Origin of the sequence: Acidovorax temperans, assembly GCF_028596105.1 — a bacterium.
Classification (GTDB): Bacteria; Pseudomonadota; Gammaproteobacteria; order Burkholderiales; family Burkholderiaceae_C; genus Acidovorax; species Acidovorax temperans.
This window is the reverse complement of the sequence record NZ_CP117193.1, coordinates 972,600-986,796: the sequence shown is the minus strand read 5'-3', so window position 1 is coordinate 986,796 and position 14,197 is coordinate 972,600. Positions and strand designations below refer to the sequence as shown.

Annotated in this window: 12 protein-coding genes and 1 pseudogene; 2 read left to right on the top strand and 11 right to left on the bottom strand. The window is 58.4% G+C overall.

What is annotated here, in order from left to right; genetic code table 11:
- Window positions 1-48: 48 nt before the first annotated feature.
- Together PQV96_RS04620 and PQV96_RS04615 are read left to right on the top strand one after the other, a co-directional pair.
- Window positions 49-1,101, top strand: a complete 1,053-nt coding sequence (locus PQV96_RS04620) for a PLP-dependent cysteine synthase family protein (RefSeq protein ID WP_273624729.1) — start codon at window positions 49-51, stop codon at window positions 1,099-1,101.
- A gap of 34 nt (window positions 1,102-1,135) precedes the next feature.
- Window positions 1,136-2,251 (top strand): lipocalin-like domain-containing protein, encoded by a 1,116-nt coding sequence (locus PQV96_RS04615; RefSeq protein WP_207374619.1) that lies wholly within the window; start codon window positions 1,136-1,138, stop codon window positions 2,249-2,251.
- Between the two features lie 120 nt (window positions 2,252-2,371).
- Here the strand turns inward: PQV96_RS04615 and PQV96_RS04610 are convergent.
- The 11 genes and pseudogenes from PQV96_RS04610 to nuoG form a co-directional block, all read right to left on the bottom strand.
- A pseudogene (locus PQV96_RS04610) lies at window positions 2,372-3,325 on the bottom strand (methyl-accepting chemotaxis protein); the annotation flags it as partial.
- Between the two features lie 228 nt (window positions 3,326-3,553).
- Window positions 3,554-4,009: a DUF1178 family protein gene (locus PQV96_RS04605; RefSeq protein WP_207374621.1), complete on the bottom strand. Its 456-nt coding sequence runs from the start codon at window positions 4,007-4,009 to the stop codon at window positions 3,554-3,556.
- Window positions 4,010-4,045: 36 nt separating this feature from the next.
- Entirely contained in the window at window positions 4,046-4,351 is a 306-nt protein-coding gene (locus PQV96_RS04600; protein ID WP_044401380.1) for a DUF2818 family protein, read from the bottom strand.
- A 7-nt stretch (window positions 4,352-4,358) separates the two neighbouring features.
- Complete coding sequence (gene nuoN, locus PQV96_RS04595) at window positions 4,359-5,852, bottom strand: NADH-quinone oxidoreductase subunit NuoN (protein WP_207374622.1); 1,494 nt, start codon at window positions 5,850-5,852, stop codon at window positions 4,359-4,361.
- 27 nt (window positions 5,853-5,879) lie between these two features.
- Window positions 5,880-7,358 carry an NADH-quinone oxidoreductase subunit M gene (locus PQV96_RS04590; RefSeq protein WP_066788798.1) on the bottom strand — a complete coding sequence of 493 codons (1,479 nt, stop codon included), beginning with the start codon at window positions 7,356-7,358 and terminating at the stop codon, window positions 5,880-5,882.
- A gap of 13 nt (window positions 7,359-7,371) precedes the next feature.
- Window positions 7,372-9,405 carry an NADH-quinone oxidoreductase subunit L gene (gene nuoL / locus PQV96_RS04585; protein WP_207374623.1) on the bottom strand — a complete coding sequence of 678 codons (2,034 nt, stop codon included), beginning with the start codon at window positions 9,403-9,405 and terminating at the stop codon, window positions 7,372-7,374.
- Between the two features lie 31 nt (window positions 9,406-9,436).
- The gene (gene nuoK, locus PQV96_RS04580) at window positions 9,437-9,745 is read right to left on the bottom strand and encodes an NADH-quinone oxidoreductase subunit NuoK (RefSeq protein WP_044401370.1); all 309 of its coding nucleotides are present in this window, start codon (window positions 9,743-9,745) and stop codon (window positions 9,437-9,439) included.
- Entirely contained in the window at window positions 9,742-10,410 is a 669-nt protein-coding gene (locus tag PQV96_RS04575) for an NADH-quinone oxidoreductase subunit J (protein WP_207374624.1), read from the bottom strand. The genes nuoK and PQV96_RS04575 overlap by 4 nt, the downstream gene beginning before the upstream one ends.
- A 50-nt stretch (window positions 10,411-10,460) precedes the next feature.
- Window positions 10,461-10,973, bottom strand: a complete 513-nt coding sequence (nuoI, locus tag PQV96_RS04570; protein WP_044401364.1) for an NADH-quinone oxidoreductase subunit NuoI — start codon at window positions 10,971-10,973, stop codon at window positions 10,461-10,463.
- Between the two features lie 12 nt (window positions 10,974-10,985).
- Window positions 10,986-12,062 (bottom strand): NADH-quinone oxidoreductase subunit NuoH, encoded by a 1,077-nt coding sequence (gene nuoH / locus PQV96_RS04565; protein WP_044401361.1) that lies wholly within the window; start codon window positions 12,060-12,062, stop codon window positions 10,986-10,988.
- Window positions 12,059-14,197 carry an NADH-quinone oxidoreductase subunit NuoG gene (nuoG, locus tag PQV96_RS04560; RefSeq protein WP_273624728.1) on the bottom strand — a complete coding sequence of 713 codons (2,139 nt, stop codon included), beginning with the start codon at window positions 14,195-14,197 and terminating at the stop codon, window positions 12,059-12,061. The genes nuoH and nuoG overlap by 4 nt, the downstream gene beginning before the upstream one ends.

Genomic DNA, 14,197 nt, shown 5'->3' with positions numbered 1-14,197 from the left:
TGCTTCACCCGTCCAGTCTTGAAAACTTCATCACACTTTGGAATACACATGCCTTCCGCCCCCTGGCTCCACGAAGCCATCGCCCGCATCGAAGCCGACTACCAGCGCAGCGCCGACACCCACTTGATCCCCTTGCGCCTGCCCGCCTTTGCCGCGCACGGCATTGACCTGTACCTCAAGGACGAATCCACGCACCCCACGGGCAGCCTGAAGCACCGGCTGGCGCGGTCGCTGTTTTTGTATGCGCTGTGCAATGGCTGGCTGCATGAGGGCTCGACGGTGGTGGAGGCGTCGAGCGGCTCCACGGCAGTGAGCGAGGCCTACTTTGCGCGGCTGCTGGGCCTGCCGTTTGTGGCGGTGATGCCGCGCAGCACTTCGCCCGAAAAGATTGCGCAGATTGAGTTCCACGGTGGGCGCTGCCACCTGGTGGAGAGTGCGGGTGAGGTCTATGCCGCAGCCCGTGCCGTGGCGGCGGAGACGGGCGGGCATTACATGGACCAGTTCACCTATGCCGAGCGGGCCACCGACTGGCGGGGCAACAACAACATTGCCGAGAGCATGTTCACCCAGATGGCGCGCGAGCGGCACCCCGTGCCGCGCTGGATTGTGGTGGGCGCAGGCACGGGCGGCACCAGCGCCACCATTGGCCGCTATGTGCGCTACCAGCGGCATGCCACGCAGGTGTGCGTGGCCGACCCGGCGGGTTCGGTGTTCAGCGCCTACCACCGCACGGGCGATGCCAGCCTGACGGCCCCCGGCTCGCGCATCGAGGGCATTGGCCGCCCCCGGGTGGAGCCCAGCTTTATCCGCACATTGGTAGACCGCATGGTGGATGTGGCGGATGTGGATTCGGTCGCCGCCATGCGGGTGCTGTCCCAACTGCTCGGGCGACGCGTGGGGCCATCTACCGGCACCAACTTTGTGGCGATGCTGACGCTGGCGCATGAGATGCGTGAGCGGGGCGAGAGTGGTTCCATCCTCTCGCTGCTGTGCGATGCGGGGGAGCGGTATTTGCCCACGTACTACAACTGCGACTGGGTGCACCAGACGATAGGCGACTGCGCAGGCGCAGAGCAGCGCCTGAACGCGCTGCTGGCCTGACGCCATGGCTGGCTTACCACCTTCAGCGGCGGGCATGCCACCACGCTTTGCCCGGCGGCAGTGGCTGGCCTGGGCATTGGCCATGGCCGGTGCCACCACAGCGCGTGATGGCTTGGCGTTGCCAGCAAAGACCTTGCAGTTTCCGCGCGACCACGGCAGCCACCCTGACCTGCGCACCGAGTGGTGGTACATCACCGGGCACGCGTTTGCGGATGGGCGGCCCTGGGGGTTTCAGGTGACGTTTTTCCGCTCGCGCATGGATGCCACACAAACCATGCGGTCAGCGTTTGCCGCCAAGCAACTGCTGTTTGCCCACGCGGCCATTACCGATGTGCAGGGGCAAAAGCTGCTGCACGACCAGCGCGTGGCGCGCGCCGGGTTTGGCGTGGCAGAAGCCAGCGAAGCCGACACGGCGGTGCGACTGCGCGACTGGAGTTTGCTGCGGCAGAACGCGCCGGGCCCTGGCGCGGATGCAACCGCGAGCCGCTATACCGCACGGATCACGGGTGAGCAATTTGGCTTGCAACTGCAGTTTGAATCCACCCAACCCTTGTTGCTGCAAGGGCAGCGGGGTTTGTCGCGCAAGGGGCCGTTGGCCGAGCAGGCCAGCTACTACTACAGCCAGCCCCAGCTGGCCGTGAGCGGCAGCATGGTGGTGGGCGGCCGCACCCTGCCCATTGACCCCACCCGGCCCGCACGCGCCTGGATGGACCATGAATGGAGCGAAGCCCTGTTGGCAGACGATGCAGTGGGGTGGGACTGGATCGGGATGAATCTGCACGACGGCAGTGCGCTGACAGCCTTCCGGCTGCGGCGCGCCGATGGATCGGCGCTGTGGGCTGGCGGATCGTTTAGAGGCGCGGGCCAGATAACGCCAAAGGTGTTCTCAGCCACCGACGTATCGTGGCGCCCGCTGCGGTGGTGGACCAGCCCCAAAAGCGGCGCCCGCTACCCAGTGCAGTGGGAGGTGCAAACACCGGTGGGCACCTACACGGTGAATGCTGTGCTGGACGCGCAAGAGCTGGACAGCAGTGCATCCACCGGCGCAGTGTATTGGGAGGGGTTGTCGGACCTGAACCACGCCAATGGCCAAGCGGCGGGCCGTGGTTATCTGGAAATGACGGGGTACACCAAGGCTATGCGGCTGTAGCCGGAATGCCTTTGGGCCAACCACAGCGCGCCAGCAGGCCTGAGCCCAAAAAAAAGAGCCTGGGGCTGGTAGCCGCAGGCTCTTTGAACGGCGCACCACCACGCGCCTAACGTGAAGAACTCAGTCCTGGCTCAAAGCCAAAGCCTGCCCCCGTTGGGGTGCAGCGCTGCTACCCCATGAACCAACAGTGCCGTTGTCGAGCTTGAAGCCGGCTACGGCTTCTGCCAGCGCCACCGCCTGGTGTTGCAGCGATTGCGCGGCAGCGGTGGCTTCTTCCACCAGGGCAGCGTTTTGCTGGGTGGCCTGGTCCATCAGCGTCACGGCGCTGCCTACCTCGGCAATGCCCGTGCTTTGCTCCTGGCTGGCCAGGCTGATATCGGCCACGATGGTGGTGACCTTGCGCACGCTTTCCACCACCTTGTCCATGGTGGCGCCCGCCTCTTGCACCAGCTTGCTGCCAGCCTCCACTTGCGAGGCCGATTCGCTGATCAGCTCCTTGATCTCCTTGGCGGCTGTGGCGCTGCGCTGGGCCAGCGTGCGCACCTCAGACGCCACCACGGCGAAGCCGCGACCTTGCTCACCCGCACGGGCAGCCTCCACGGCCGCGTTCAAGGCGAGGATGTTGGTCTGGAAAGCAATGCCGTCAATGACACCAATGATGTCCACGATCTTGCGGGCTGATGCATCGATGCCACCCATGGTCTCCACCACCTGGCCCACCACCGTGCTGGCGTGCGAAGCCACTTGCGAAGCGCCGGTGGCCAGCTCGTTGGCTTGACGGGCGTTGGCTGCGTTTTGCTGCACCGTGGCCGTCAGCTCTTCCATGGCGGCGGCGGTTTCTTCCAGCGAGCCTGCTTGCTGTTCAGTGCGTGCCGACAAATCCTGATTGCCGCTGGCAATCTCGGTCGAGGCCAAGCGCACCGACTCCGAAGATTCGCGGATGCTGACCAGCACCTTGGCGATCTTGTCCACAAACTGGTTGAACGACGTGGCAATGGCGGCCAGCTCGTCCTTGCCCTGGGTTTCCAGGCGGCGCGTGAGATCGCCCTCACCCGATGCGATGTCACGCAGCGCGCGCGGATACGAACGGCCCCTCTGCCGGCGCGCAGCCGCTCTCAAGATCCGCATAGACAAAGCCGCAACAACGGAGGGCCTAGGCTGGGTAAAAAAGGGGGAGATGGCGCGAACTGTTGTGCAGGCAGCAGCGCACTTGGGCTGGATACGCACAGTGGCAGGCCTCATGCGCGATGCCCGGGCCTCCCACCACCCCGCGAAAGCAGCGGCGCAGACCAGGGCAAGCGTTTATTGAAGCGGCTCTTTCAGAGCTGGAGGCAGTGGCAGCACCGGAATACCCTCTTCCAGCAACTGCAGCGTTTGATCCAGGTTTGCTTGCCCGCGAATGGCGCGCTGATCCGTTTCGCCCGAATGCATTTTTCGGGCTTCTTCGGCGAATCGCTCGCCCACGTCCTCAGATTGGGCAACGGCTTGCCGCATCCGCTGCAGCCACGCCGCAGCCTGCGAAGCGTCTGAGGGTAGCTGAGGCGGTGGCGAAGGCTCGGCGGTGGGCGCCTGCGCACTGGCTGACGCCGAAGCTCGCAAGTTCAGGCGTGGGGCACTGAGTCGTTTTTGTACCTGCTCATCCCCACACAAAGGGCATTGAACCAGCCCTCTGCCAAGCTGGGATTGGAAGTCTTCTTCTGACGCAAACCAGCCTTCAAAGACATGTTCGCTACGGCAGTGCAGATCCAACACCTTCATGGTGACAGTCGCTCAGAAGGAAAAAGCTAGACAGGCTCAGCTATGGCGGCGCAAAAGGTACCGGTACACAAAGCCCGGAAACGCCAGCGTGAGAAACAACGTACCGGTGATGGCGTAGAACTCCCACCCCTGGGGAGCATTCTGGCCAGCACGACGCTCCAGCAACATCGCAAAGCCACCCACCAGAAAATACAAGACGACCAGTTCCACCAGACGGATGAGCAATCCTTTGCGAGGCGAAGCCACAGGCCCCACCAGCGCCACCCGGTGGTTGAGGAAAGGCAAATTGGCCGCCACCAGAGCAGCCAAAATCACCAGCCAAATGGCACCGGTCTGTGACACAGACGCCTCAGGTCGCCAGGGCGCGGACGATGGCGTCAGCGCACAGCGCCATCAAACCGCCTGGCAACAAACCCAACACCAGCACCAGTGCGCCGTTCAAAGTCAAGACAAACCGAACGTCGAGCGGAGCGGACACGCTGGTGGCGGTCAGTGGCGCGTCGAAATACATCACCTTCACGACGCGCAGGTAGTAGAACGCACCGATCAGCGACATGACCACTGCAAACACGGCCAGCGCGATATAAGCGGTCTGCCCAGAAGCCAGCAACGACTGCAACACCGCCAGCTTGGCGTAGAAGCCCACCAGTGGAGGAATACCTGCCATGGAGAACAGGCAGATAGCCATCACACCTGCGTACAGGGGGCTGCGCTGGTTGAGACCTGCCAGATCCGAAATCTCTTCGCTTTCAAAACCTTCGCGAGCCAACAGCAGAATGACACCGAACGTGGCCAAGGTAGTCAACACGTAGGTCACGACGTAGAACATCGAGGCGCTGTATGCGTTCTCCGCCACGGCCGAATTCACCTGCCCGTTGATGACCCCGGACAGCAGGCCCAGCAACACAAAGCCCATTTGGGAAATGGTCGAGTACGCCAGCATCCGTTTGAGATTGGTCTGCGCGATGGCGGCCAGATTACCAATCAACAGCGAGCCGATGGCGAGCACCGCCAACATTTGCTGCCAATCGATGGCCAAAGGCAGCAGTCCGTCTACCAGCAAGCGCATGGTGATGGCGAACGCAGCCAGCTTGGGCGCGCTACCAATCATCAGTGTGATGGCTGTGGGAGCACCTTGGTACACATCAGGAATCCACATGTGGAAGGGAACCACACCCAGCTTGAAGGCCAAGCCAGCCACGACAAACACCAAACCAAATACCAGCACCTGGTGCTTGACCTGACCCGAAAGCACGGCCTTGAACACTTGCCCGATATCCAATGAACCTGTGGCGCCATAGAGCATGGACAGGCCGTAGAGCAAGAAACCGCTGGCCATGGCACCCAGCACGAAATACTTCATGGCCGCTTCGGTCGCGGTCGCATTGTCGCGGCGCAAGGCCACCAGGGCGTAGCTGGACAGCGTCAGCAGCTCCAAGCCCAGGTAAATGACCAGGAAGTTGTTGCCTGAGATCATGATGAACATGCCCAGCAAGGCAAACATCGACAGCGTGAACATTTCGCCGCCGCGCAGCATGTCGCGGTCTGCAGCGTAGGGGCGTGAGTAGACCAAGGTCACCATGACTGCAATCGCGGCAAAGCACTTGAGCCAATTGCCCATGGCGTCACTGACCACCATGTTGCCGAAACCATAAAAGGTGTTGCCACTGCTGGCGTAGACACCTTCGAGGGCAGCCACCACAGCCAGTGTCAGCATGGTCAGCACATAGGTTGCCGTGCGACGGGGGCTCTTCACCCACAGGTCAACCAGCGCGATCACGCAGGCCATCACAAGAAGCACGATCTCGGGGTAGACCGCAAGCCAGCTGATGTTGTCAATCATCTCAAATCTCTCTGTTCTGTCTGTCGGTCAGTTCAGCTTTTGCAGGGCCACATGCTTGAGCAATTCAGCCACCGAGGTATCCATCACGTCGGTGAAGGGGCGTGGGTACAAGCCCATTGCCAGGACGGCAATCGCCAACAGCGACAAAATCAGAAACTCGCGGCTGCCGATATCGGTCAGTTCCTTGACGTGGCTGTTTCCCACGGGGCCCAGATAGACACGCTTGAACATCCACAGTGTGTAGGCAGCGCCAAAAATCAACGCGGTTGCAGCAGCCAGGCCAATCCAGAAATTCGCTTTGACAGCGCCCAGAATCACCATCCACTCGCCCACAAAACCGGCAGTGCCCGGCAGCCCGCAGTTGGCCATGGCAAACAGCAATGCAAACGCAGTGAAGTTAGGCATGGTGTTGACAACGCCACCATAAGCAGCAATCTCACGCGAGTGAACGCGGTCGTACAGCACACCGATGGACAGGAACATGGCACCCGACACAAAGCCGTGCGCAATCATCTGAACCAAGCCGCCAGAGACGCCCAGGTCATTGAAGATGAAGAAGCCCAGCGTGACAAAGCCCATGTGTGCGACCGAAGAGTACGCCACCAGTTTCTTCATGTCTTTCTGGACCATGGCAACCAAACCGACATAGATCACAGCGACCAAAGACAGGGCAATCATCAGCCATGCCCATTCGCGCGAGGCATCTGGAGCAATGGGCAGCGAGAAGCGCAGGAAACCATAGGCGCCCAGCTTCAGCATGATGGCCGCCAGCACGGCGGAACCACCCGTAGGAGCCTCCACGTGCACATCAGGCAACCAAGTGTGCACAGGCCACATCGGCACCTTGACTGCAAACGCTGCAAAGAAAGCGAAGAACAACAGTGTCTGGGCCGTGCTGCTCAGTGGCATCTTGTGCCAAGCTGCAATGTCAAAGCTGCCACCTGATTGGTTGTACAGATAGATCAGTGCGATCAGCATCAACAAGGAGCCGAGCAGCGTGTACAGGAAGAACTTGAAGGCCGCGTAGATCTTGTTTGGCCCCCCCCAGATACCGATGATCAGGTACATCGGGATCAGCGTGGCTTCAAAAAAGACGTAGAACAACATGCCGTCCAAGGCCGTGAACACGCCAATCATCAGACCCGACAAAATCAGGAAAGCACCCATGTACTGGTTGACGCGCTCTGTGATGGACTCCCAGGACGCCAACACCACAATCACTGTGATGAAAGCCGTCAGGGGCACGAACCAAAACGAAATACCGTCAACGCCCAGGTGGTAATTGATATTGAAGCGCTCAATCCAAACCGCTTTCTCCACGAACTGCATGGCAGCAGTCCCCGTCTGAAAGCCGCCATACAAAGGCAAGGTCACCAGCAAACCGGCCAGCGCACCAATCAATGCAATCCAACGCACTGCACGCGCGTGCTCATCGCGTCCCAAAGCGAGCAAAACGGCACCAAAAACGATGGGTGTCCAGATTGCGAGACTCAACAACGAACTCATTTTGTTGTTTTCCTTATTTGATGAGTTGCATGAAGAAGTCGCCCCAGACAAACCAAGTCATCAGTGCGAACACACCCAGAATCATCACCAAGGCGTAGTGGAAGATAAAGCCCGACTGAACCCAGCGCACCACGCCAGAAATAGCACCGACCAGCTTCCACGAGCCGTTCACCACTCCACCATCAATGATGGCCTGATCGCCGACCTTCCAGAGGCCAACACCCAGAGCCCGTGCCCCCTTGGCCAAGATGTTCTCGTTGATCCAATCGAGGTAATACTTGTTTTCCAGCAGGCGGTACAGAGGCTGCACGCGTGCTTTGATGCCTGCGGGCAAAGCGGGGTTGACCATGTACATGTAGTACGACAACGCCACCCCGGCCAAAGCCAGCCAGAACGGTGCAGTTTGGAGACCGTGCAACGCCATCGCCACGGGGCCGTGGAAAATCTCGCCCAGTTTGGCCATTGCAGGGTGCTTGGCTGCATCCACAAAAATCACGTCCTTGAAGAAATCACCAAACAACATGGGCTGAATGAACATGAAGCCCACCACCACCGATGGGATGGCCAGCAACACGAGGGGAACCGTCACCACCCAAGGAGATTCGTGGGGCTCATGATGGTCATCATGCCCGTGGTGGTCACCATGGTGAGCATCAGGGTTCTGGTCAAACCGTTCCTTGCCGTGGAAGACCAGGAAATACATGCGGAACGAGTAGAACGCCGTAACGAAGACGCCAGCCAACACCGCGAAGTGCGCGAACCCAGCAGCAGGCAAATGGCTGAAGTGAACGGCCTCGATGATGCTGTCCTTGGAGTAGAAACCCGAGAACAGTGGAGTACCAATCAACGCCAGGGAACCAAGCAACGAAGTGATCCAGGTGATCGGCATGTACTTGCGTACGCCACCCATCCAGCGGATATCCTGGTTGTGGTGCATGCCCATGATGACGGAGCCAGCACCCAAGAACAGCAGAGCCTTGAAAAAAGCGTGCGTCATCAGATGGAACACGGCCACCGAATAGGCAGAAGCGCCCAATGCCACCGTCATGTAACCCAGCTGCGACAGCGTGGAATAAGCGACCACGCGCTTGATGTCGTTTTGGATGATGCCCAGGAAACCCATGAACAACGCTGTGATGGCACCAATCACCAGGATGAAATTCAGAGCGGTGTCTGACAATTCAAACAAGGGCGACATGCGCGACACCATGAAAATGCCAGCAGTCACCATCGTGGCCGCGTGAATCAACGCGGAAATGGGAGTGGGACCTTCCATCGAGTCAGGCAGCCACACATGCAGCGGAAACTGCGCCGACTTGCCCATAGCACCAATGAACAGGCAGATGCAAATCACTGTGACCAGCATCCAGCCGGTGCCTGGGAAGCTCAGAGCACCAAGTTCGTTCGATTTAGCGAAGATTTCACCGTAATTCAGGGTGCCTGTGTATGCGGCGATCAAACCGATACCCAGAATGAATCCAAAGTCACCGACCCGATTCACCAAAAAAGCCTTCATGTTGGCAAAAATAGCCGACGGCTTGTTGAACCAAAAACCAATCAGAAGATAAGAAACCAGGCCTACCGCCTCCCAGCCAAAGAACAGCTGCAGCAGGTTGTTGCTCATGACCAGCATGAGCATGGAGAAAGTGAACAGCGAAATGTAGGCAAAGAAGCGGTTGTAGCCTTCGTCCTCTTCCATGTAGCCGATGGTGTAGATGTGAACCATCAGAGACACAAAAGTGACCACGACCATCATCATGGCGGTCAGGCTGTCAACCAGAAAGCCCACTTCCATCTTGAGACCACCAACCACCATCCATGTGTACAGCGTATCGTTGAAACGCGCGCCATCCAATGCAACGCTCTTGAGCGTCATGGCAGAGAGAATGAAGGCGACCAGTACACCCAGAATCGTCAGCGTGTGGCTGAGGCGACGCCCAATCCAGTTGCCGCCGAAGGTTGTACCGAATACGCCAGCCAGCAAAGCGCCCGCCAGCGGAGCCAGCGGAACAGCCAAGAGCGTTGAAGCAGAGAGGGTTTGACTCATTCTTGAGAACCTAGGGAATACGGGTGGCTCATCAACCCTTGAGGGTGTTGAGGTCTTCTGCGTTGATGCTGGTCTTGTTTCGGAACAGCAGCACCAGAATGGCCAGCCCGATAGCGGACTCAGCTGCGGCCACGGTCAAGATAAAAAACACGAACACCTGCCCGTGCATGTCATCCAGATAATGGGAGAACGCCACAAAGTTCATATTGACGGCCAGCAGCATCAGCTCAATCGCCATCAACAAAACAATCAGGTTCTTGCGGTTCAGAAAAATGCCGATGACCGACAAAGCAAACAGCATCGCACCCAGCGACAGGAAATGCCCCAAAGTCAAAGTCATGCTTTTTTCTCCTCGACTGGCGCCGCTTCTGGCGAGGTTTCGGATGGTTTCTGCGTAGCAATCACCTTCACCACTTCCAGACGGTCGCGAGCGCGAACACGAACCTGGTTTGCAGGGTTGATCGCCTTGCTGTCCTTACGCTGACGCAGCGTCAGGGCAATAGCAGCAATCATGGCCACCAGCAGAATCACAGCAGCGATTTCAACGGGATACAGGTACTGTGTGTACAGCAGCTTACCCAGGGCCTTGGTGTTGGAATATTGGACGACTTGCCCTGCAGCATCCAAAATGGGAGCTGCAGCCTTGGGCTCCTCGAGGCCGCGGAAGCCACCCATGAGAACAGCAGCCATCTCCAGCGCAATCAAGGCGCCCACCGTAGCAGCCAAGGGGAAGTGCTTCCAGAAACCCTTGCGCACAGTGTCGATGTGAATGTCCAGCATCATCACCACGAAAAGGAATAGCACCATCACGGCGCCCAAATAGACCAGCACCAGTGCGATAGCGAGAAACTCTGCTTTCAGAAGCAACCAAACAGCTGCCGCCTGAGAGAAAGCAAGAATGAGATATAGCACCGCATGCACAGGGTTGCGTGCGGTGATGACGCGGAAGGCCGCAAAAAGCAGCACAACCGAGAACAGATAAAAGAAACCAGTCTTGGCATCCATGGATCGGGTCTTTATAGAAAGTCTGGCAAACAGGCGGAGACCAACACCGATCAGCGGTATTTGGCGTCTGCAGCCTTGGCCGCAGCAATTTCGCCTTCGTAGCGGTCACCCACTGCCAAGAGCATGTCCTTCGTGAAATACAGGTCGCCCCGCTTCTCGCCGTGGTATTCGAAAATGTGCGTTTCCACGATGGAATCCACTGGGCAGCTTTCTTCGCAAAAGCCGCAGAAGATGCACTTCGTCAAATCGATGTCATACCGGGTGGTGCGACGCGAACCATCATCACGGACATCTGATTCAATCGTGATGGCCATCGCAGGGCAGACAGCTTCGCAAAGCTTGCAAGCGATGCAACGTTCTTCCCCGTTTTCATAGCGACGCAGTGCGTGAAGACCACGGAACCGAGGGGACAGAGGTGTCTTTTCCTCAGGGAATTGAACGGTCACCTTGCGGCGGAATGCATAACGCCCTGTAAGGGCCATGCCCTTGAGCAATTCCACGAGCATGAAGCTCTTGAGGAAGTCTTTGAAAGAGAAAGGTGCAGCAGCAACAACAGCAGTCATTTGTGTCCCCGCTTATTTCCAGATATTCCAGGGCGAGAGCAACCACCCACCCACCAGCACCAGGCACACCAACGTGACTGGAATGAAAATCTTCCAGCCCAGACGCATGATCTGGTCATAGCGGAAGCGAGGAAACGTGGCACGGATCCAGATGAACATCGAGACGACCAAGAACGTCTTGGCTGCCAACCACACCCACCCGGGAATGAAGGCCAAGGCGTCAAATGGAGGCAACCATCCGCCCAGGAACATCAGCACGGCAAGAATAGACACCAGCCACATGCTCGCGTATTCCGCCAAGAAGAAAATGGCGAAACCCATACCCGAATATTCAACCATGTGTCCGGCCACAATTTCCGCCTCGCCCTCGACAACGTCGAACGGGTGGCGATTGGTCTCAGCGACTCCGGAGATCAAATAGACCAAGAAAATCGGCAGAAGGGGCAACCAGTTCCAGGACAACAACCCAAAACCGTGCGACGCCGCCCAACCTCGGGCTTGGCTTGCAACAATTTCTGTCAGATTCATGCTGCCTGACACCATGATCACGATCAAGAAGCAAAAACCCATCGCGATTTCATAGCTCACCATCTGCGCAGACGCACGCAGCGCACCCAAGAAGGCGTACTTCGAGTTGGAAGCCCAGCCCGCGATGATGACGCCGTACACCTCAATCGATGTGATGGCCATCACCAGCAAAAGACCCGCATTGACATTGGCCAGAGCCACATCAGGGCCGAAGGGAATTGCGACCCAGGCCGCCAGCGCTGGCATGATCGCCATCACGGGCCCCAGAACAAACAAACCTTTGCTTGCTGCTGTGGGCTGAATAATTTCCTTGGTCAGAAGCTTCAGTGCATCAGCAATCGGCTGCAACAGTCCCAACGGTCCGACACGGTTGGGGCCATGACGAACTTGCATGAAGCCCAAGAGCTTGCGCTCCCACAGCGTCAGGTAGGCCACTGCGCCCATCAGGGGAGCCAGAATGCAAACGATCTTCAGCAAGATCCAAAGAACAGGCCATGCCGCAGCCGTCCACCAGCCGAAGGGAAGCAGGCCAAGGCCGGCGTTATAGAGCGCGTCAATCATGCTGCCACCTCTTCACGTGCCATACGCGCATCTGCGGTCAATTGCAAAGATGGGGAGCGACGCACCAGACCGTCCAACTGGTAGATGGAAGCCACCACGGGTTCACCTACAGCACCGGAGACCGAAGCAGTCACGCCGCCAGTCACCGCATTGGACAATTGAGTCGCATCGATCTGGGAGAACGCGCCAGGTGCAGCGTTCGTAGCGCGTACCAACACGTCCTGCGACGTTTCGAAATCAAAACCAGGAATCTCCAGCATGTTGGCCAATACGCGAAGCACCTTCCATGCAGGCCGCGTATCGCCCAAAGGACGCACGACTGCATGGAAGCTCTGCAGGCGCCCTTCCGCATTGATGAAGCTGCCCGAGGTTTCGGTGAATGGGGCGATAGGCAGGAGAACGTCGCTGAACTCCATGTTGGCCTTGAACGGACTCAAGGTGACAACCATTTCGGCACCTGAGAGCGCATCGGTGGCGCGTGCGCCGACTGAAGAGTCGTGCACAGGCTCATTGTTCAGCAGGAGGACTGCCTTGAGTCCACCAGACAACATCTGGGCCGCGTTCAAACCATCCTTGACTGGGTGGGCACCCACGAACTGCGCACCGACAGTGTTAGCGGCTTCAGTCAAATAACCAACCGTGGCACCCGTGTGCTCACCAATCCAATTGGCCAGAGCCAGCAACTGAGCGGCTTGGGCATGGTGTGCTGCGGCGTTGCCCAACAACACCGCTTTGCGCTCACCCGCCATCAGCGAACGCGCGACAGCCGTAGCGGCGTCATCGATAACAAACGAACCGGCGGGCCCAGCCACACCCTTTTCTTGTGCAACCGCTGCCGCAATACCGCCCAGTGCCTGCACCCATTGGGAGGCCGCGTGCTTCAAGAGGTGCTTGACAGGAATGGCCCAGTCACGCTCAACCGAATCCAGTGCGATGACTTGGCAACCATGGCGAGCCGCCTGGCGAATCCGTTGTGCAAACAGAGGATGATCCTTACGCAAATTGGATCCCACCACCAAAACGCTCTGCAGCGTGGAGAGCGATGCAATGGAGGTGCCCAACCAGCGGATACCTTCTGGAGCGCTGAATTCAGCGTTGCGCAGACGGTAGTCGATGTTGTCACTACCCAATCCGCGCAACAATGCACCCGCCAAATACAACTCTTCCACAGTGCTGTGCGGACTCACCAGTGCGCCGATGGCCTCGGCGCCATGGTCATGGCGAATGTTCTTGAGGCCGTTAGCAACGTACTCAAGAGCTGTTTGCCAGTCCACTTCCTTCCAAACGCCGCCCTGCTTCAGCATGGGCTGAGTGAGGCGATCTTCGCCATTGAGCGCTTCGTAGGAAAAACGGTCACGGTCCGCGATCCAGCACTCATTCACTGCTTCGTTCTCAAAAGGAACGACGCGCATCACCTTGTGGTTTTTGACCTGGACAATCAAGTTTGCGCCGGTAGAGTCATGGGGACTCACAGAACGGCGGCGTGACAACTCCCAGCTGCGCGCGCTGTAGCGGAAGGGCTTGCTCGTCAACGCGCCGACGGGACAGATATCAATCATGTTGCCCGACAACTCGGAATCCACCGTGTCACCACTCACTGTCGTGATTTCGGAATGCTCACCACGATGGATCATGCCCAATTCCATGGCGCCAGCCACTTCCTGGCCAAAGCGAACGCAGCGGGTGCAATGAATGCAGCGGCTCATCTCCTCCATGGAGATCAGTGGGCCCACATCTTTGTGCAGCACAACACGCTTCTCTTCTTCGTAACGCGAAGAAGAGCCACCATAACCCACAGCCAAGTCCTGCAACTGGCATTCACCACCTTGATCGCAAATGGGGCAATCCAGCGGGTGATTGATAAGGAGAAACTCCATCACCGACTTTTGGGCCTTGATCGCCTTGTCGGATTTGGTACGGACCACCATGCCTTGCGTCACGGGCGTTGCGCAAGCAGGCATCGGCTTGGGAGCCTTCTCCACTTCCACCAAGCACATGCGGCAGTTGGCAGCAATCGAGAGCTTCTTGTGATAGCAGAAATGCGGGATGTAGGTGCCTGCTTTCTCAGCCGCATGCATCACCATGCAGCCTTCGGCAACTTCTACTTTCTGACCGTCCAGTTCAATTTCAACCAT

Excerpts from the sequence above, each read along its gene's own strand:
- nuoL (WP_207374623.1), bottom strand. The coding sequence starts at position 9,405 with ATGAGTCAAACCCTCTCTGCTTCAACGCTCTTGGCTGTTCCGCTGGCT.
- PQV96_RS04615 (WP_207374619.1), top strand. The coding sequence starts at position 1,136 with ATGCCACCACGCTTTGCCCGGCGGCAGTGGCTGGCCTGGGCATTGGCC.
- PQV96_RS04575 (WP_207374624.1), bottom strand. The coding sequence starts at position 10,410 with ATGGATGCCAAGACTGGTTTCTTTTATCTGTTCTCGGTTGTGCTGCTT.
- PQV96_RS04605 (WP_207374621.1), bottom strand. The coding sequence starts at position 4,009 with ATGAAGGTGTTGGATCTGCACTGCCGTAGCGAACATGTCTTTGAAGGC.
- nuoH (WP_044401361.1), bottom strand. The coding sequence starts at position 12,062 with ATGATTGACGCGCTCTATAACGCCGGCCTTGGCCTGCTTCCCTTCGGC.
- nuoG (WP_273624728.1), bottom strand. The coding sequence starts at position 14,197 with ATGGTTGAAATTGAACTGGACGGTCAGAAAGTAGAAGTTGCCGAAGGC.
- PQV96_RS04620 (WP_273624729.1), top strand. The coding sequence starts at position 49 with ATGCCTTCCGCCCCCTGGCTCCACGAAGCCATCGCCCGCATCGAAGCC.
- nuoN (WP_207374622.1), bottom strand. The coding sequence starts at position 5,852 with ATGATTGACAACATCAGCTGGCTTGCGGTCTACCCCGAGATCGTGCTT.
- PQV96_RS04590 (WP_066788798.1), bottom strand. The coding sequence starts at position 7,358 with ATGAGTTCGTTGTTGAGTCTCGCAATCTGGACACCCATCGTTTTTGGT.
- nuoK (WP_044401370.1), bottom strand. The coding sequence starts at position 9,745 with ATGACTTTGACTTTGGGGCATTTCCTGTCGCTGGGTGCGATGCTGTTT.
- nuoI (WP_044401364.1), bottom strand. The coding sequence starts at position 10,973 with ATGACTGCTGTTGTTGCTGCTGCACCTTTCTCTTTCAAAGACTTCCTC.